Below are 17,143 nucleotides of genomic sequence, written 5' to 3'. Positions count from 1 at the left end.
TCAAGATTAAAGGCCCTTAATTCAGGTATAAGCATAAGACCTAAACAAGAAGAATTTGTTACAGTCCTATATGTTATGAAACTGTTAAAATTTAACTGTATATTAAGAAGTTACTCGGTAGTCTTTTTTTTCCGAAGAGTTCTATAGATAAAAAAACCAATACCTCCAATGAGTATATATGGGAAGATCATTAAATAAACGATTCCATCATTTATCCCTTTAGCCGCAGCCTCAGAGCCTTCACTTTCTAATACTGCTCTACACATTGCACACTGTGCTTCAGCCAAAGATGGCATTAAAGCAAATAAAAATAACACAATTATTAATTTAATTTTCATTTTGATTCTTTCAAAATTAATGCAATAAATATCAACTATAAATTTAATTAAAATTAATAATATGGCCACATAAAAACATACACTAAAACTCCGGTTACTGCAACATATAACCAAATTGGAAATGTCCAACGTGCAATTTTAGCATGCTTGGTATATTGACCACTAAGCCCCCTATACATAGTAAATAACACTAAAGGAACTATTATTCCCGAAAGTATAATATGGGTTATAAGAATGAAGAAATAGATATAACGTATTACACCTTCTCCCCCATATGGTACTGGTTCGTTACTGATCTTTGAGATCACATAACTTACAAGAAACACCGAGGATAGCAGAAATGCCATGATCATTATATTTCTATGCCATTTGTATTCTTTAATGCTCATAAAAAAATAACCTAGGGTTAGCAATACTGCAGTACTACCATTTAAAACAGCATGAAAAAACGGAAAGGTTCCAGATTGTGTTCCGAAAACATTATAACGTTCTGGTAAATACATTAAAATAATAACTACGATAGGAATGAGGATTGAAAGCGTAATTATTATTGGAACCGCAATTTTATCGGTCTTTGTATTTCCCATTTATAATAGTTTTTTAAGATCTTCTATTAATATGTCTATTTGCGGTTCTTCTTCTCCTTCCAAAACAGATACTCCTCGCTCTATAGAACCTTTGTAATAGATAATAGGATTTCCATAATTGTCTAAACGAGAACGCACATAACCTTCTCTATCTATCAAAGCAAATAAGCCGGAATGAGCAAAGCCTCCAGGAACAGTTTCATCTGCATTAGCAAAGATCCCAAAACCTTTATTTGCCAATGTGTAAATGTCCTCTTTGTCTCCAGTTAGAAAATTCCAGTTAGGATTATCTATTTCATAATTTTCAGCATACTCTTTAAGTACTTCTGGAGTATCATGTGCTGGATCTATAGAAATAGAAACAATTCCAAAATCTTCATTTTTGCCCAATTCTTTTTCCACTTCTACCAAATTCTTATTCATGATAGGGCAAATAGAAGGACAGGTTGTAAAGAAGAATTCTACAACATATACTTTTCCCAAATAATCTTTATTGGAGATGGTATCTCCATTTTGATTTACAAATTGAAAGTCGGGAACTTTTTTATTTTCTCCGTATAATTCTATATAGGAAAGTTCGTCTGACTTAGGGAGCTCTCTCGCAATATTCAATCGATCATTTTTCACAACATCATCATTATTGATCCTATCTATTATTTTAGGAATAAAAATAATCCCGAAAACTAATATTACTAAGGATATACCTATATAAGATTTGCTACTCATTATTTCTTATTTAATTTGGAGTTGTATTTTTTTAAGGCTAATCTGTATTCTGCTAAGATCACTTTAATGTCATCATTCATTTTATTTCCAAGTTCTGAAACAGATCTGGAATCATATCCATAAAGCAATCCCTCAACATCATCATCTCGCCCCCTCAAATTAGACTCCTTATCTAATATAAATACGTAAGGTGTTTGCAGATTAGAATCTAATTCTAAATTGGTTTTAAAACTTTTGAAAATATCTTTGATCTCTTGGGGTTCGCCATAAACGAAACTCCAATAAGAGGAATTTGTAATATTATTAAATTCAGATACGAACTGCTGCGCTTGCGGCTTAGCTTCTTTTGGAAGGATGATCACAAATTGAAAATCATCAAATTTGTAAAATTTTTCTAATATCTTTTTATCTAGATTGAAAGTGTTTCCTTTTAATGCAGCCAGATCATTTCCAAAGAAAGCAACTATGCTAATCTTGTTTTGAAAACTTACAATAGAATCTCGATTATTCTCTAGATTTCTTATGTCTTCTACCTTCTCTGTAAGCACAGGAAGTTTAGCGAAATTATTTATTCCAGAAGAAAAGAATAAATAGGCAAGTATAGGTAGTAAGAATAAAACGCCAAGTACTAAAAATTTCTTCATAAATCCGTTTTATTACGGGTTACAAAAATAAAAAGACGGTTTTAAATAACCGTCTTTTCTTATGCTTTTAACTTATGCTGAGATATTAAAAATCCCATGCTACGTGATTGTTCTTATAAACATCGTAGATATAATCTCCTTCAGTCAATAAAATAAACATCAAGTAAGTTATTAAAAAGATCGCGGACCAAACAACTGCTCTACGTAGTCCTTTTGATTCTCCTTCTAGGTGCATAAATGACCAAGCAATATAATATGCTTTGTAGATAGTAAGAATTATAAAGATCCAGTTAAGAAGACTCATCGCAAGAAAATACGTGTCTACTAAAAATTCAGGTTTAACGATTCCAAGGAATACCTCTACTATCGTAACAACAGAAAGTAAGGCAAAAACGAACCAAATTCTTTTGGTATTAGATTCGTGGTGATGTGTAGTACTATGTGCCATTTTTATTTATTTCAGAATTAAACTAGGTAGAAGAATGTAAATACAAATACCCAAACTAAATCTACAAAGTGCCAGTATAAACCAACCTTTTCAACCATTTCATAATTTCCTCTGCGCTCATAAGTTCCCAAGATCACGTTGAAAAAGATTATGATGTTTATTATAACTCCAGATAAAACGTGGAATCCGTGAAATCCAGTTATAAAGAAGAAGAAATCTGCAAATAAAGGGGGACCATATTCATTTTCAGTAAGATTGGCTCCTTCAACCACTCCAACAGCTTCAGCATTTAATTTACTAAGTGATTCTTCTCTAGAAAGAATAGTTTTTTGGCCATTCTCATCGACCATTTGAGTTCTAACAAGAATATTTTCATTGGCTTCAAAACCAGCTTTCACTTCTTCAATAGTGTATTCAGATATGCTTTCATTTTCAGAAAACCAGATCCCATTATTTCGTTGATTAGCTACTCTGGTAACAGGCAACTCAGCTACAAAACCTTCAATTGCAACGCGTTCTCCTTCTAAATCCACAAACTGAAGAACATTTCCTCCCCTTGTAGTTACTGCACCATATTCCCCTTGTATAAAATTCTTCCATTCCCATGCCTGTGAACCTACGAAGATCGCTCCACCAATAATGGTTAAGAACATATACAAAGTTACTTTTCCTTTATTCATATGATGACCAGCATCTACTGCCAATACCATAGTTACAGAGGAGAATATAAGAATGAACGTCATAAACGCCACGTAGTACATAGGAGCATCTACTCCATGTAAAAACGGAAAGTGATTAAACACTTCATCGGCAATTGGCCAAGAATCTATGTATTTAAATCTTGAAAAACCGTAAGCGGCTAAGAATCCTGAAAATGTTAGTGCATCAGAAACGATGAAGAACCACATCATCAATTTACCGTAACTAGCCTTTAATGGCTCATTCCCACCGCCCCAAGTTTTACCTTCGGTGCCTGTTCTAATAACAGTAGCTTCCATATGAAGAATTTGATTTTATATGATGGGCAAAAATACGCAAATTTATTATCTAAAGAAATATAAAAATACAAACAGGTAAATCCAGAGCGCATCCAGAAAGTGCCAAAACGTGACACCTAGCTCAATTCCAAGCATTTGCCCCTTTTTGTATCGTTGTTTAAAATGGTTATAAATTACAACTAAAAGCACTATCAGACCGGCTGTAAGGTGAGCAAGATGCAATAAAACTACCACGTAAATAAACGAAGTGGTAATTGTACTCTCACTTCCTGTAAAATAATACCCAGATGCTATAATTTCTGAAAAACTTCTGAATTGTAGATCAACAAAAACAATCCCTAAAGCCAACGTAGTTAATAGCAGCGCAGTAGCTTGCGAACGACTTCCCTTTAAAATAGCACTTTTTGCAAGCATAAAGGTGATACTACTCACTATAATAACTAAAGTACTCCAGTACAAGGTCTCTGGTAATTCAAAATCTGAGATCCAGTCTGGCCTGTTCTTACTAACCACATAGGCACTGGTAATACCCGCAAACATCATTATCATACTGGCAATACCAAACCATAACATCATTTTTTTGGCTCTGCCAATTTTATGATCATGGGTCTCTTGTGTTATATCCATTGTCTTAAAAATTTATCCAGTACATAAACAATCTGCAAAAGTGTGATATAGGAAACACTTGCAAACATTAATTTTTTAGCTGAAACCGCATCACGATTCTTATATAATTTGAAGGCATAATATAACATCCCTAAACCTAGCACTAATATAATAGCCCCTGCATAAGGTGTTAAGAACAGTCTTCCTGTAACCCCAAAAACAGGGATTAAGGAAACCAAAATAGTCCAAACTGTATATAATATCACTTGAATAGCTGTGCCCTTATCTCTTTTTCCTGTTGGGAGCATAAAGAATCCGCCTTTTTTATAATCATCGAACAACCACCAGCCAATAGCCCAAAAATGAGGAAATTGCCAGAAGAACTGGATCATAAAAAGTGTTCCCGGCTCTATACTAAATTCATTGGTTGCTGCTACCCATCCTAACATAAAAGGAATAGCTCCTGGAAATGCTCCAACAAATACAGATAATGGTGTTCTGGTTTTAAGTGGTGTATAAACACTCACATATAAAAATATACTAATTGCCCCAAACATAGCTGTTTTCGGGTTGATGATATAAAGAACTATCAGGCCAATGATAGTTAGAGTACTTGCAATTACAAAAGCCGTATTCACAGACATTCTTCCCGCAGGTATAGGTCTGTTTTTAGTACGATCCATCAATACATCAAGATCCTTCTCTATAATTTGATTGTAGGCATTAGATGCGCCTACCATACAATAGCCTCCAATAGCCAATAACAATACGGTAACAAAATTAACCGCTTCTGCCCCTAGAAAATATCCAGCAACAGATGAAAAAACCACACTTATGGCCAATCGCATTTTAGTGATCTCCTTAAAATCTGAAAGTACTGATACAGAAGGGGTATGTACGCTTATATTACTCAAAAAAAGCAATTTTATATTTGGTGCAAAGATACTTCTTAATTGTGTTTTAACAAGAATGTGAAAAAGTTAATTTCAAGAACTTCATCTACTTGAAAAAAAAAGGCCAAATCGATTTATCAGTATTTGAGATAAGAACAATAAAGCTTACTTGTTATTTATGATAAACTCTTATAACTAATGAGCTAAACTAACAGAATATCTTCATTTATTGCAACAGCTAGATCAACTGTTAATATTCGTAATACCAGTTAAATATATCTGTTCTAAGTCCCACATTGAACCAAACCGTATTCTCTTTAAAGATAAGATCGGTGTTTACCTGAGGATTGAAATTTCTATAAATAAGGCTTCCAAACACTTTAAGATTGGTCACCGGATTTATAATATATCCTGCTTCCACTTCAGAAAACAAAGTAGTGGTAGTATTTCCCTGCCCAATTTTCACCCCATCCTCAAAGGCTCTGTCGCGTTCACTCCGATAAATGTTACCTCCATAATACCTATCGTCACTTCCATCATCAAAATCGAAACCGCGTTTCCCATAGATCACTTTTGCACTTCCAAAAATTCGGTCTTTCCTATATCTTGCAATTCCTATGATCTCTCTAAAATTAGCGCCCCATAAATGAGCTAAAGATTGATTGTTATGACCATAATTTAATACAATAGAATTGTGAGAATAAGTGTAAGGCCTAACTTGATTATATTCTGCCTGTAAATAAAGATCCGGCACATTAAAGGCATCAAAATATTTAACTCCTAACTGGTAGCCCAATTTATTTTTCCAGCTTTGGTTTCCTCCAAAGACCTTTTCAGTAGAAAATTCATCTATGACCCATTGCCCATAAAGATTGATCTGATCACTCAATTTATATTTCCCAGTGATTCCAATAATAGCATTCCCACCTCTGGCGCCTGTGGAGAACTCGATCGATCTATAAAAAATGACCGGATTTAGATAATTAACATCGAAACCACGGCCATTATCATTTTGCCAAATAACCGACTCAAATAAACCAAGATTAAATCTTTTAGTTAGATTCAAACTCAAGTAGTGATTGGCCATATATTTGGTTCTATAAGAACCTTCCTCCACCACTTCTCCCCTCACGTCACGAAGAGACATAAAGGTATTGGTATATTTAAGCTTCCAGAAACTGGTGTTGAATTTCAAATACGGATAAGGACTGGCAATATCACTCATCAACAAAGAGCGATAGCCATCTCCATTAAAGTTCTTTCCGTGCCCGAATTGTACATCGAAGAAATCTGAAACTTTATAAGACAAATATCCTTCAGCAACAGGAAAATCATAACCATCATCTAAAAACTCTTTAGCAATACCTCTACCTGGAACAACCGCAGGGTTACCTCCAAAAGGACCAATACTTTCAGCATACCTGTTAAAATAATCGGCAAAACGGGCCTGACTTTCAAAAACCACTGTATAAAAATTAAAATTCTCCCCCAATCCTCCTTGAAAAATGGCACCACGAGTATTGTTATAAGTAAATGCAACATCACTCTGGAAATCTTTCCCAATCTGAAGATCCAAAACCACATCTCCAGTAAACCAGTAATTTTCCCCTTGAAAATTGACTAAATGCTCATTCCATATCTTTCTTCCAAGCCAAGAATCACGAGTCTTGCCTTGTTCAAATTCAGCATCAAAATCGTAATACTTAGAAACTTCATTATATAAATAAGGTTTGGTAGCAGTATGACTATTATTTCCAACTCTATTCATTTCTGCATCAAATCTATTGTAGCGTTCATGAGAAAGAGGCACAAACAAATTACTAGAATTTCTTTGGCTGATAAAGGGTTCGGAGACTATACTATCATATTCTGTAAGTGCATTTTTCTTCTGAACAGACTTGGTTTCGTTTGCAGTTGCAGTTTCAGTTGAAGGCGATAACATTTCAGTATATCCAATGGGAATCTTAAGAGGAAATCGAAATTGAGCATAAGCAGGCTTTCCATTAAAGGTTGCAGGTGAGATAGTAGGTAACTCTTCAAAAACCCGTTGAATCTCATCTTTTAATTCTAAATAGATCGCGTCTATATATAGCACTTCGAACTTTCCTTCTTTGGTAACCTCAAAAAGAACTATGGCTTCCCCTTTATAATTTTCTTCGGAAACCTTTGCGGGTAACTGAAAGTTTGCGGTCACCATTTTCTTTAAGGTATTCTTAAAACAAGCTTCCTCACCACTAAAATCTATTTCTGAACATTCAGAAAAAGATGGATAGGTTTCGAATTCAGAAAATCCGTCTTGCGAAAATGCATTATAGGAAATAAAACAGAGAAGTAGGAATCCAATGTATTTCATAAAAGGAGCAGTGATATTATAGTGTGATACAGCCGAAAGATACCAAAATTTTTATTCTTCCATATAAAACCACTCTAAACAAAAAATCCCCAAACTGCAAAGCAATTTGGGAATTGTATATAATTTTAAAGTGTCTTAATCCTGAACTTGGAACACAATAGGTAAAGAGTACATTACACCTACTGGCTTACCTCTTTGTCTACCCGGTTGCATTTTAGGAAGAGCGTTTATAACTCTTGCTGCCTCTTGCTCCAATCTTGGGTGTGGTGCACGAGAACGTACATCTGTAATGTTACCGTTCTTGTCTATTTTAAACTGAACAATTACTCGGTTAACTCCACTTAATCCTAATTGACTACCTAAGTCTGTATTAAATTTTCTTTGTACAAATTCCTGTACCTTCTCACTCATACATTTCTTACGTTGGTCGTTGTTAGCTAAATTTTCACAACCTGGGAAAATTGGCACATTTTCAATAACAGCAAATGGTACATCTGCAATTACTTCTTCTACAGGAGCTTCAATAACTTCCTTAACCTCAACTATCTCGTCTTGATTAGTTTCTGTAGATTCAATTATATCTTCCTCTACTTCTGCTTCATCTTCAACAACTTCAATTATTTCTGGAGCTGGTGGTGGTGGTGGTGGTGGTGGTGGTGTGTTCAGAATTTCCGTGATTGGAATTTCTTCGTCATCTAGATCACCAAGGTCTAATTGACCTATGTCTAAGTTATCTTTATCGTAAGTTTTCCATTCTATAGCTTGCCATGCAATAAATAAGACTAAAATAAGTCCTAGCTGTAGAAAGAGTACGCTACGCTTTTTTAAATCGGCTTTAGGATTTTTCTTGGGTTTCATAATTCGATACTAATTAATAAGGGTTGCTAAAGTAAAAATTTTTTTCATAAAAATGAATTAATCTTATGTTTTAAGCGTTTAAAGAATTTTAAAAATCCTAGACACATGCCCAACGCCAATAAAACTCCGATGCTATTTGCCAGCATATCAGCCCAATCCGGGTCTCGATAATCTGTAAGAGCTCCTTGTAAAACCTCAATTAACATACCAAAGAGTATAATTAAGATCGAAATGTTAAAAAAACCCTTAATCTTAAGGCTTTCTTCCTGGATTTTAAACAAATAGTAAAAAAACCACACAAAAGCCAAAACAAAATACGCAGCTAAATGCATCATTTTATCTGTAGGATTAAAATCTCCAAGAGAGATCTTACCCAATTGAATTAAGGATAAAGAGGTGATTAATAGGGTATAAAATACCGCAATAATTAATAATATTCTAGCCCCCAATAAAATCTTTATAATCTTCTGGGCTCATTAAACCCGCAATTTCGTCTTCATCAGAAATTTTTATCTTAACCATCCATCCATCTCCGTATGGATCTGTATTTACTTTTTCAGGAGCATCTTCAAGACTTTCATTGAATTCAATGATCTCACCGGCAAGAGGCAAAAATAGATCTGATACCGTTTTTACGGCTTCTACAGTCCCAAAAACTTCTTCTCGCTCCATAGTCTCTCCAACGGTTTCCACTTCAACATAGACTATGTCACCAAGTTCTCCTTGCGCGAAATCTGTAACGCCAATTGTGGCAACATTCCCATCGATTTTCACCCATTCGTGATCTTTGGTGTACTTTAATTCATGTGGTATATTCATCATTTTGTTTTTTTCTGAGTGCACAAAGTTAATTTATTCTTAGGTCTGTTCAAATAGCTACCTATTAATTTCCGAAATTATATCTCAAAGTGAACCCAGAACGAATAGTTGTTTGCGGGAAGGCTGTAGAAATAGCATATTCAGAGAAGGTATGATCATAATAAAACAAGGCCGTTAAATTTTTTGATATCGCATAATCTGCTACAAAATTAATTGCCCAGAGGTCTTGTCCTGCGATCACTTGGTTATTACCGAGATCCAGATACCTAATGATATTTATATTTTTTCTGTAAGCAACATCGGCTTTAAAATTAAGATCGCTACTCAGAACGCGCTGTTTTCCACCAAAATTAGTTGCAATCTTAAGATCTTTAATTCTATATCCTAAGCCTAATATATACTCATTCCCTTTTACTTCTGTTAGCAAGTTATTATCAAAACTCAAAGACATAGTTCTGTCTTTCTTAATTTCAGCCAATATTCTAATCGCTTCTGTGGTTTCCAGATCTACTCTAACCAACGGGCTAAAAAGCTCTGTTAGATTTATATTTGCAAATAAAAGTTCATTTTTAAAGTTATTAGCCTGATTAAATTCAAAAGGATCGCTAGGGTTGTAATCTAAATTAGATTGAAACTGATTAATCGTATATCCTGCACGATATCCATGACTTAGAGAGAACCTTCTAAAATTCTTTTTAAACCAATCCAATCGCATTAAACCGGTGTATTTAAGATCCCAGTTGGGCAATGGCACATTTCTAAAAGCGCCCAATTTTACTGAAGAAGCACTTTGCCCTGTATATGCAGCTAGAAATGCTGGCAATAAGACAGCCTGATTAGTTTTTCCATAACCTACGGGGAAACCATCTGCATCTACATCATTAAGATCCCTGCCATTTTCTGATGCCAATCGTTGCGCAACTTCCAATCTATTCTCTCTAAAACTCTCGAATGTTTCAGAAAATTGCTGATCGTTTTTCTGAAAAGCACTCTTTATAAGAACTGTTGAAATGTTGAAATTTCCGAAACTATAAGGGCTCAAAGATTGATATTCCAGACTTGTTGGATTAATTTTATAACTTTCATTATATGTTTCTGAATATATTCTACTAGCATTTAGATCTATTATAAGATCTGGGATCAAACTCAAAGATGCCTGCATATCCAATTGCTTATTTTGAACCGAAGTATACTGCTGATTGAATTCCTGATATAATGTCAACCAGCCGTTTCTTGCAGCGATACCTCTAACATCATTTTGGCTTCCCAAAGTAAAACCTGTTGTAGGTCTAAGCGTTCCCAAAAAACCTATACTAGGGGTATAACCAGGTAAAAAGATCCCTCTATTTTCTCGGTAGGTTACTTGCACTCGCTTTAGAGCAGTTACAAGACCTAAAACGGTGTTGTAAGTCTTATCAGATCTAGGCTTTGTGGCATTCTCCTCTTCCTTAGTCTCATTTGGTGATTTTGGTACAGCTGCGCTACGAGCTTTAATGGAGTTTGCTGTAGATTTTCTTGGCACAAGATTTAGATATTTGTATAAACCTTGCATATCCATATTCGCATTAATCTGGTGAATGCTTGAATTTTGAACTGAATTCCCTAAATCTGGAATACCTTCTAACTGATCGAAGATCTGAGACCCACGTTGCCATTGAAAGTCTCCCGTATAGGAATAAGTAGTTTTAATGAATTCTAAGATCGGGATCTTAGCGAATGGTAATTCATAATTCACTTGTAGCGATTGAAAATGCTGATTAGGAGTTCCTGTTTCAAAAAATCCGTCCCATATACCAATGCTGTTATCCACAAAATTATCTTCAGTGAAATAATTTCTCACCAATCTGTTGTTGGTTGCACTAAAACTAAACTGAAGGGATTTTGTTAAATTATAATTTATCCGGTATTGCCAGTCAAACATAAAATTCCGTTGATACAATGTTGGTATCCCTATATCATTTTCATTTAAAGATAACTCTCTAAATTTTTGCTCGTTATATTGTCTAAAAATATTTGACCCTAAAGATATATTGGTAGGCAATAGATTCACATTAAAATCTTTTACCAAAGAATAATAATCGCTACTATCTAAAGCTTTTATGTTTTTAAATGGCTCCAGAGTTAGCGGCAAAAATCCGTAATCGTAGGTTGCTCCTACCCTTACATTTTGACTCAACGCATCTTCAATTTCAAAATCGCGATGGTCAACTTGATTGTAAGAAGTAGAAAAAGCGAAATTTTCTATATCATAAGGCATAGGTTTTTTATCTCCTACTCGTTCCTTTCTTAAACCAATAACATTTATACTCTGTCTTTTGGTATAAGATTCAGATTGTTCTCTCACTAGATCCCGCTCGTCCGGATCTGTAGTATTATCTAGCCTTGTTTGAAGTTCCAGATCTAAGAACTCCTGATCGAATTTAGGCGTAATTAACTCTTCTCCTCTGCTATAATTAAATGGAATTTGAACTCCCCATTTTTGTGGTAATAATTGCCCCGCGTTTATATTGGTGACTACATCATATTGCTGAAGATCTTCCCTACTTCTCTGATTTGGTCCTTCCTCTAAAGCTCCAAATCCAATAGTGCTCTTTCTTCCTGTTGCAGATACCGTTGCAAAATCTGCAATATTGGTGTCCATATTTACAATAGCTGCCCAACCTCCTTCGTTATCCAGATCAGATAATCTCAATTCGTTGAACCATACTTCTCCGCAAATATCTGAAGCTGTATTTTCAGGGCTTCCATTTTTTACCCCAAGCATCAATAATCTAACATTTCCAAAACTCGGATTTCCTTTTATCCCGATTCTAAGTTGCCCAACTTCATATGGGTCATTAGAATTTACAAGATTTACTTCTTCATTAAAATAATTCAACTCTGTGGGAATCAAAGAAGGATCACCCAAAACTTTAGTTTTCACCTGTTGTAGTAAATCTAACCTCAACAAAAGCCTGTTCGCTTCAGGCCAAATTTCTTCAGCAGAAGTAGCACCAGGCAAAGTAGCGGTTAGCGGCACTTCAATTTGATAATAGTTATCTGTAAAATCAGTCCCTATTCTTACAAAAGCAATTAACTGCCCATCTTTTAGAGCGATCTCGTTTACAAATGATTCGGCATGCAAGAACATTTCCAAATTCTTATACTGGCGCATATCCACTTGGAAATTCTTATAAACTGCCCGAGCAGCTTGTGGCTCTAAATCGCAAGTTCTAATAGAAAGCGACTGCTCATTCTGACGTATATTTGTGTTATTATTGAATAATTCCTCGCGGTTCACCCCTGGAGGCAATACATAAGGAATTGGTTCACGATTTTCATTCTCTTCTATATTCACAGCAGAAACCTCAAACAAAGTTCCTTCTTCTATAGGTTGATTTGGCTCATCTGGATTTAAACTTTGATTGTATCTTCTATAATCTCCACGAACCAGATCCATTGTTCCAAATCTCAAAATAGTTTCCTGTTCAAAGTCTGTTAAGAAAAGTCGCATAAACCGAATCGATCTAAAATCTGCAATACCACCTTTAGTATCTGTAGGTTCAAAAATTGGCACTTTAAACTGTATCCATCTAACTGGAATATCCTGACCATTTGGAAGCGGCGCATCCAATTCCCTCACATCGGTAATATATGGATTATTAGAAGCATTCATTCCAGGGAAGATCTTCACATCATACTGAAAATAACTATTAATAGTATTCATAGTATTATCACTGTTGAGATCCTCAGTGGTTGGCAAGGTGGTATTACCTCTATTGGTGTCAGTTATCTCTGTTGGAGAATTTCCCTGCGTTCCATTATAATTTCTATAACGATCCACAATATTTCCGGTCCTATTTAAAAAATATTCGTAGTTATCTGCAGCCGGATCTGGAAGGTTGCCAAAGGTTGGAAATTTTAATGCTTCTTCCGCATCTCCTAATCCATCAAATCCTGCATCTTGATTAATTCTTGCCTGGCCTTGTGTATCAAAGGCATATATTAGAGATTGATCTGCTGGTACTTTGGCAAATTCAGTGGTAACGGTGTTTTCAGATCCACCATCTGGCGGAAGCCCATTTTCATATTGTTTTCTTCCGTCTTTAAGTACATCTTCAGATACATTCCCCAAGTTGAAACTAATAGTCCCTCCTGGGTTTCCCGCATTTTCAGAATAAATAAAAGGATCCATCATCCAGAATTCAATAAATTCCACATTGGTCTGCTCAAAATTGGTAGAGGTAATTGCTCTGGAAATGCCTGCAAAATTTTCTTTAGGATTGTTTAAAGAATTTCCACCCGCAGCTGCCGGATTAAAGTTATAGGGTCCACGCGTAGTTGGAGAAAAAGCAAGATCCATTGTATAGATCACCTGTGGCTGTCCCTGGATTACATCTGTATTAGGAAATATTTCATTTAGAAAAACCCTTCTTGTCGCAAAATTAGAGAGATCAGCATCCGTTATTCCACTTGGCCTCCTACTGCTATAAAAAATAGGGTCTATGGTATACCAAGATAAATTTGCTCTTTTATATCCTACGGCTAAGTCTCCGTTATTTAGCTCTCCTCCAAAATCTAAAGGCACACTGGAGAGTTGCCAACTTAAAGGGTTATTTATTGAGATAGAGGTTTGAGATGCTTCAAAATCGTCTATATAAGTGGTAGCTTTTTGGTCAAAGTCATTTACTTGTGGCGCTCCTGGCTGTAAATAGGCAAATTCTCCACGAATAGAAAAATTAGAAGCAACATCGGTATCAATATTCGGCAACTTATTTATAAGTCTTGTTAAGAATGGCACTTCTGTGCTATAGGCAGCATTTAAGCCATAAATGGAATTGTTAACAGGCTCATAACTATAATTGGCCTTTTGAGTAAGCGGGCGTTCTTTTAAATTCAAAAATGTCCCTCCAACTAATAATTTCTCATTGAACTGGTGTTCGATATTAATCCCCGTAAACCTTTTAGATTGCTGCCCAAATAAGGCGTTGTTTTCTGTAGATACCTGAATTGGAATATCTGAAGCTAATAAAGATTCATCTATAATTTGTACTCTCCCTAACTGATAATTCACCACATAATCTACCCCTTCCTGTAAAACTCTTCCTCCCGCAGTAACGGTTACCGAACCTTGAGGTAAATTGAAGCCTACTGGAATTCCATCTACTTGAGAAGATTTATACCTTCCTTTTAACTGAAATTTATTTTTATCGGCGTCTTCTTGCTCTGCCTGAATCTTCGTGGTACGATATAAAGACCTAAACACATACTCTCGCTGATTATCATTATAAGTTTCGGGCAAATTATAATCTTCACCTCCAGCATTAGGGTTAGTGTCCAGTTTATCAAATAAATACTCTCCAAATGGTTCTACGGTTGTAAAAATAACCAAGCCATTTTGTGGATTAATAGTAATTCCGGGCACATAATCGAAAAAGCCATCGCCTCCATTTACAGGATCGTTATTGTCATTTAGTTTATCGAGATTGAATACACGAAGTAAAGTTGTTTCAGCTACATCTTCAGGCAATGGGACTCCAGATCCCGGCGCTGGAGATAAATAATTTTGTGGCTGTGGATCTGTATATAAAATATTTAATCTGAAGTCATCTCGCTCTAATTGAAAAGCACCTAAAGCATAGATATTTTTCATCATCAAATCCCAAACCGGTTCGTTTACATTGGTAAGTGTACTTTTTAGCATCTTTACCACTAAGTTCTGATTGATCCTAACTTCATTATCACCAGACTGCGTATTAGCATCTACCCCATCATTGGCAAATTCACCCACTTGATACACTTGTCCGTTCACCGTATATTGAAAAGCAACTCCTAAAACCTCATCATTACTTAATCTCTGATTAAGACTTATATACCCAAGTCTCTGATCGAAAGTGAATTCATTCGGTTTTAATTGCCTGGCGTTCTCAAGCTTTGCATAATCTTCGCCTTCCGAAACAGTCACTCCACCAAAACCGCTCGGAATTGTAGAAATTTCTCGTATTGCGGGAGTTAAAATAGATTCGCCAGAACCCGTTATTCCAAAGGGGTTAAAATCGTTGTTAGGATTATTTGGAAAGGCTCCAGAAGGTCGATTAAAGAAGCCAGCAGGAGGATTGTTCAAACCGATATTACCAGCAACATTTACCTCTCCAAGATCTTGGATAGCAACTATATTTCGGGTATCATTTAAACTCTGAATATTATTAGTACGGTTGGTAACCCAAACCTGAATTCGCTGAATTTGAATATTACTATTGATAAATGGATAATTCTGAAGTGCCTGATTGTAATTATCCCTGAAGTAATGAGCTAAGAAAAAGTGCCTGTCTTGATCGTAATCTATAGCGAATTTCTCAAATTCTTCAACAGTCGCTCCGCCCTCCACATTTACGGTTCTCCGCTCTGATTTTTGTTCAGAAAAAACTCCAGTAACACGCGTTTTCCCAAATTGCAATTCTGTTTTAAACCCGAATAAACTTTGTGCTCCCTGAATAAGCGCGCTATTTAAAGGCATATTTACGTTCCCGATTTCAATTTTCTGAACAATATCATCTTCGTTGGGAGTATATTCCAACTTTAATTGGTTCTGAAAATCGAAGGTAGATTCGGTATCGTAATTTGCGAGCACTTTTAATTTTGTTCCAACATTTCCAAGCAAACTAAGTTGGATCCTTTGGTCAAAATCGAATGTGAGATTACTTCTATTTCTAGGGGAAAAAGATGGATTATCCTGTTTTGTGAAAAGTAGTCCAAGATCCATAGCAACACTTCCTTGAGGTACTACTTCTATTTCTTTACCACCAAAAACACTTTCAAAAAAACCGGAGTTTACATAATAACTTGGGAGAAGATCTTGCTGAGCTTCAGGATCTCCTTCTCTATTTTCAGAAATGGCGTTATTTTTTTCCTTGAAATAATTACGAATCTCTTCCTGAATAACCAACTCTTGGTATTCCTCTGGTGTAAGAATTAAAGGAATGGACAAATTATAAGTCCCAAATTTTTCAGTATAAATATATCTATTAAGAATAGGGTCATACTCATATCCTGCTACAATGCTTGCAGGATTGGGCAAGGACAAGGTGCCGGTTGCATATCCAGTGCGGGTAGAATCTTGAGCCACAAGAGTATCTTGCGCATATAAACCTGGAGAAGAGGCAAGTAACCAAAAAATCCCAAACAGGGATGTTAATTGCAGTTTCGAGTAATTATTCCTCAAGATTAGTTATTGTGAAATTATAAATTCTTTAATGCTAATTTAATTATTGTTTCTACGGTAGGGTCTTCTGTAGCGTCTTTCATAATGCGGTCTACTACTTTTTCGGCAGATTTTCTCGCAAAACCTAAAGTCTCTAATGCAGATAACGCTTCTTCTTTATTCGTATTGCTCTGAGAGATGAAAACCTCCCCTTCCCCAAAGACCTTTAAAACCTTATCCTTTAGATCTAAAATTACTCTTTGTGAAGTTTTTGCGCCAATCCCTTTAATGCTCTGGATGGTGGCAACATCACCAGAAGCAATGGCATCCATTATTTGCTTTGGATCTAAAGAAGATAACATAGTACGTGCAATGCTAGCGCCAATACCAGAAACAGAAACTAGCAATCTGAACAATTCTCGCTCAGATTTCTCCATAAATCCGAATAATGTATGTGAGTCTTCTTTTACTTGCAAATGGGTATAAAGGCTTACCGCTTCTGAAGCGTTTTTAAGCAAGCCAAATGTGTGTAAAGAAATATGCAAAAAATATCCTACTCCATTGCAATCTATTACAACATAAGTAGGATTTTTTTCTATTAACTGTCCCTTAAGGTGGTGGATCATGTATTTGAAAAATAATGTTAATTTTCAAATGTACTAAAATAATACAGAGCTCCAAGTCGATACAAGA

At 35.5% G+C, this 17,143-nt stretch carries 14 protein-coding genes; all 14 read right to left on the bottom strand.

What is annotated here, in order from left to right:
* Positions 1–110: 110 nt before the first annotated feature.
* The 14 genes from H033_RS0105905 to ruvA all read right to left on the bottom strand — a co-directional run bounded on the left by H033_RS0105905 (position 111) and on the right by ruvA (position 17,076).
* Positions 111–338, bottom strand: coding sequence for a hypothetical protein (locus H033_RS0105905; RefSeq protein WP_034886142.1), 228 nt, complete (start codon positions 336–338; stop codon positions 111–113).
* 53 nt (positions 339–391) lie between these two features.
* Entirely contained in the window at positions 392–925 is a 534-nt protein-coding gene (locus H033_RS0105900) for a DUF420 domain-containing protein (RefSeq protein ID WP_026837463.1), read from the bottom strand.
* Positions 926–1,651, bottom strand: coding sequence for an SCO family protein (locus H033_RS0105895; protein WP_026837462.1), 726 nt, complete (start codon positions 1,649–1,651; stop codon positions 926–928).
* The gene (locus H033_RS0105890; protein ID WP_026837461.1) at positions 1,651–2,295 is read right to left on the bottom strand and encodes a hypothetical protein; all 645 of its coding nucleotides are present in this window, start codon (positions 2,293–2,295) and stop codon (positions 1,651–1,653) included. The genes H033_RS0105895 and H033_RS0105890 overlap by 1 nt, the downstream gene beginning before the upstream one ends.
* Positions 2,296–2,380: 85 nt before the next feature.
* The gene (locus H033_RS0105885) at positions 2,381–2,743 is read right to left on the bottom strand and encodes a cytochrome C oxidase subunit IV family protein (RefSeq protein WP_026837460.1); all 363 of its coding nucleotides are present in this window, start codon (positions 2,741–2,743) and stop codon (positions 2,381–2,383) included.
* 17 nt (positions 2,744–2,760) lie between these two features.
* A complete protein-coding gene (locus tag H033_RS0105880; RefSeq protein WP_026837459.1) occupies positions 2,761–3,741 on the bottom strand; it encodes a cytochrome c oxidase subunit 3 in 981 nt (326 codons plus the stop codon).
* A 45-nt stretch (positions 3,742–3,786) separates the two neighbouring features.
* On the bottom strand, positions 3,787–4,368 hold the full coding sequence (locus tag H033_RS0105875; RefSeq protein WP_026837458.1) for a heme-copper oxidase subunit III: 582 nt from the start codon (positions 4,366–4,368) through the stop codon (positions 3,787–3,789).
* Positions 4,359–5,261 (bottom strand): heme o synthase, encoded by a 903-nt coding sequence (gene cyoE / locus H033_RS0105870; RefSeq protein WP_026837457.1) that lies wholly within the window; start codon positions 5,259–5,261, stop codon positions 4,359–4,361. Before cyoE ends, H033_RS0105875 begins: the two co-directional genes overlap by 10 nt.
* A gap of 229 nt (positions 5,262–5,490) precedes the next feature.
* Positions 5,491–7,593, bottom strand: coding sequence for a hypothetical protein (locus H033_RS0105865; protein WP_026837456.1), 2,103 nt, complete (start codon positions 7,591–7,593; stop codon positions 5,491–5,493).
* A 135-nt stretch (positions 7,594–7,728) separates the two neighbouring features.
* The gene (locus tag H033_RS0105860; protein WP_026837455.1) at positions 7,729–8,451 is read right to left on the bottom strand and encodes an energy transducer TonB; all 723 of its coding nucleotides are present in this window, start codon (positions 8,449–8,451) and stop codon (positions 7,729–7,731) included.
* A 44-nt stretch (positions 8,452–8,495) separates the two neighbouring features.
* Positions 8,496–8,900 carry a VanZ family protein gene (locus tag H033_RS0105855; RefSeq protein ID WP_026837454.1) on the bottom strand — a complete coding sequence of 135 codons (405 nt, stop codon included), beginning with the start codon at positions 8,898–8,900 and terminating at the stop codon, positions 8,496–8,498.
* Positions 8,890–9,270 (bottom strand): glycine cleavage system protein GcvH, encoded by a 381-nt coding sequence (gcvH, locus tag H033_RS0105850; RefSeq protein ID WP_026837453.1) that lies wholly within the window; start codon positions 9,268–9,270, stop codon positions 8,890–8,892. Before gcvH ends, H033_RS0105855 begins: the two co-directional genes overlap by 11 nt.
* Before the next feature lie 64 nt (positions 9,271–9,334).
* The gene (gene sprA / locus H033_RS0105845; RefSeq protein WP_034886138.1) at positions 9,335–16,471 is read right to left on the bottom strand and encodes a cell surface protein SprA; all 7,137 of its coding nucleotides are present in this window, start codon (positions 16,469–16,471) and stop codon (positions 9,335–9,337) included.
* Positions 16,472–16,488: 17 nt separating this feature from the next.
* Positions 16,489–17,076, bottom strand: a complete 588-nt coding sequence (gene ruvA / locus H033_RS0105840) for a Holliday junction branch migration protein RuvA (RefSeq protein ID WP_026837451.1) — start codon at positions 17,074–17,076, stop codon at positions 16,489–16,491.
* Positions 17,077–17,143: the final 67 nt, after the last annotated feature.

It is taken from the genome of Gillisia sp. JM1, from assembly GCF_000424645.1.
Classification (GTDB): Bacteria; Bacteroidota; Bacteroidia; order Flavobacteriales; family Flavobacteriaceae; genus Gillisia.
The sequence above is the reverse complement of the archived record's forward strand: the minus strand, read 5'-3'. Positions and strand labels throughout refer to the sequence as shown.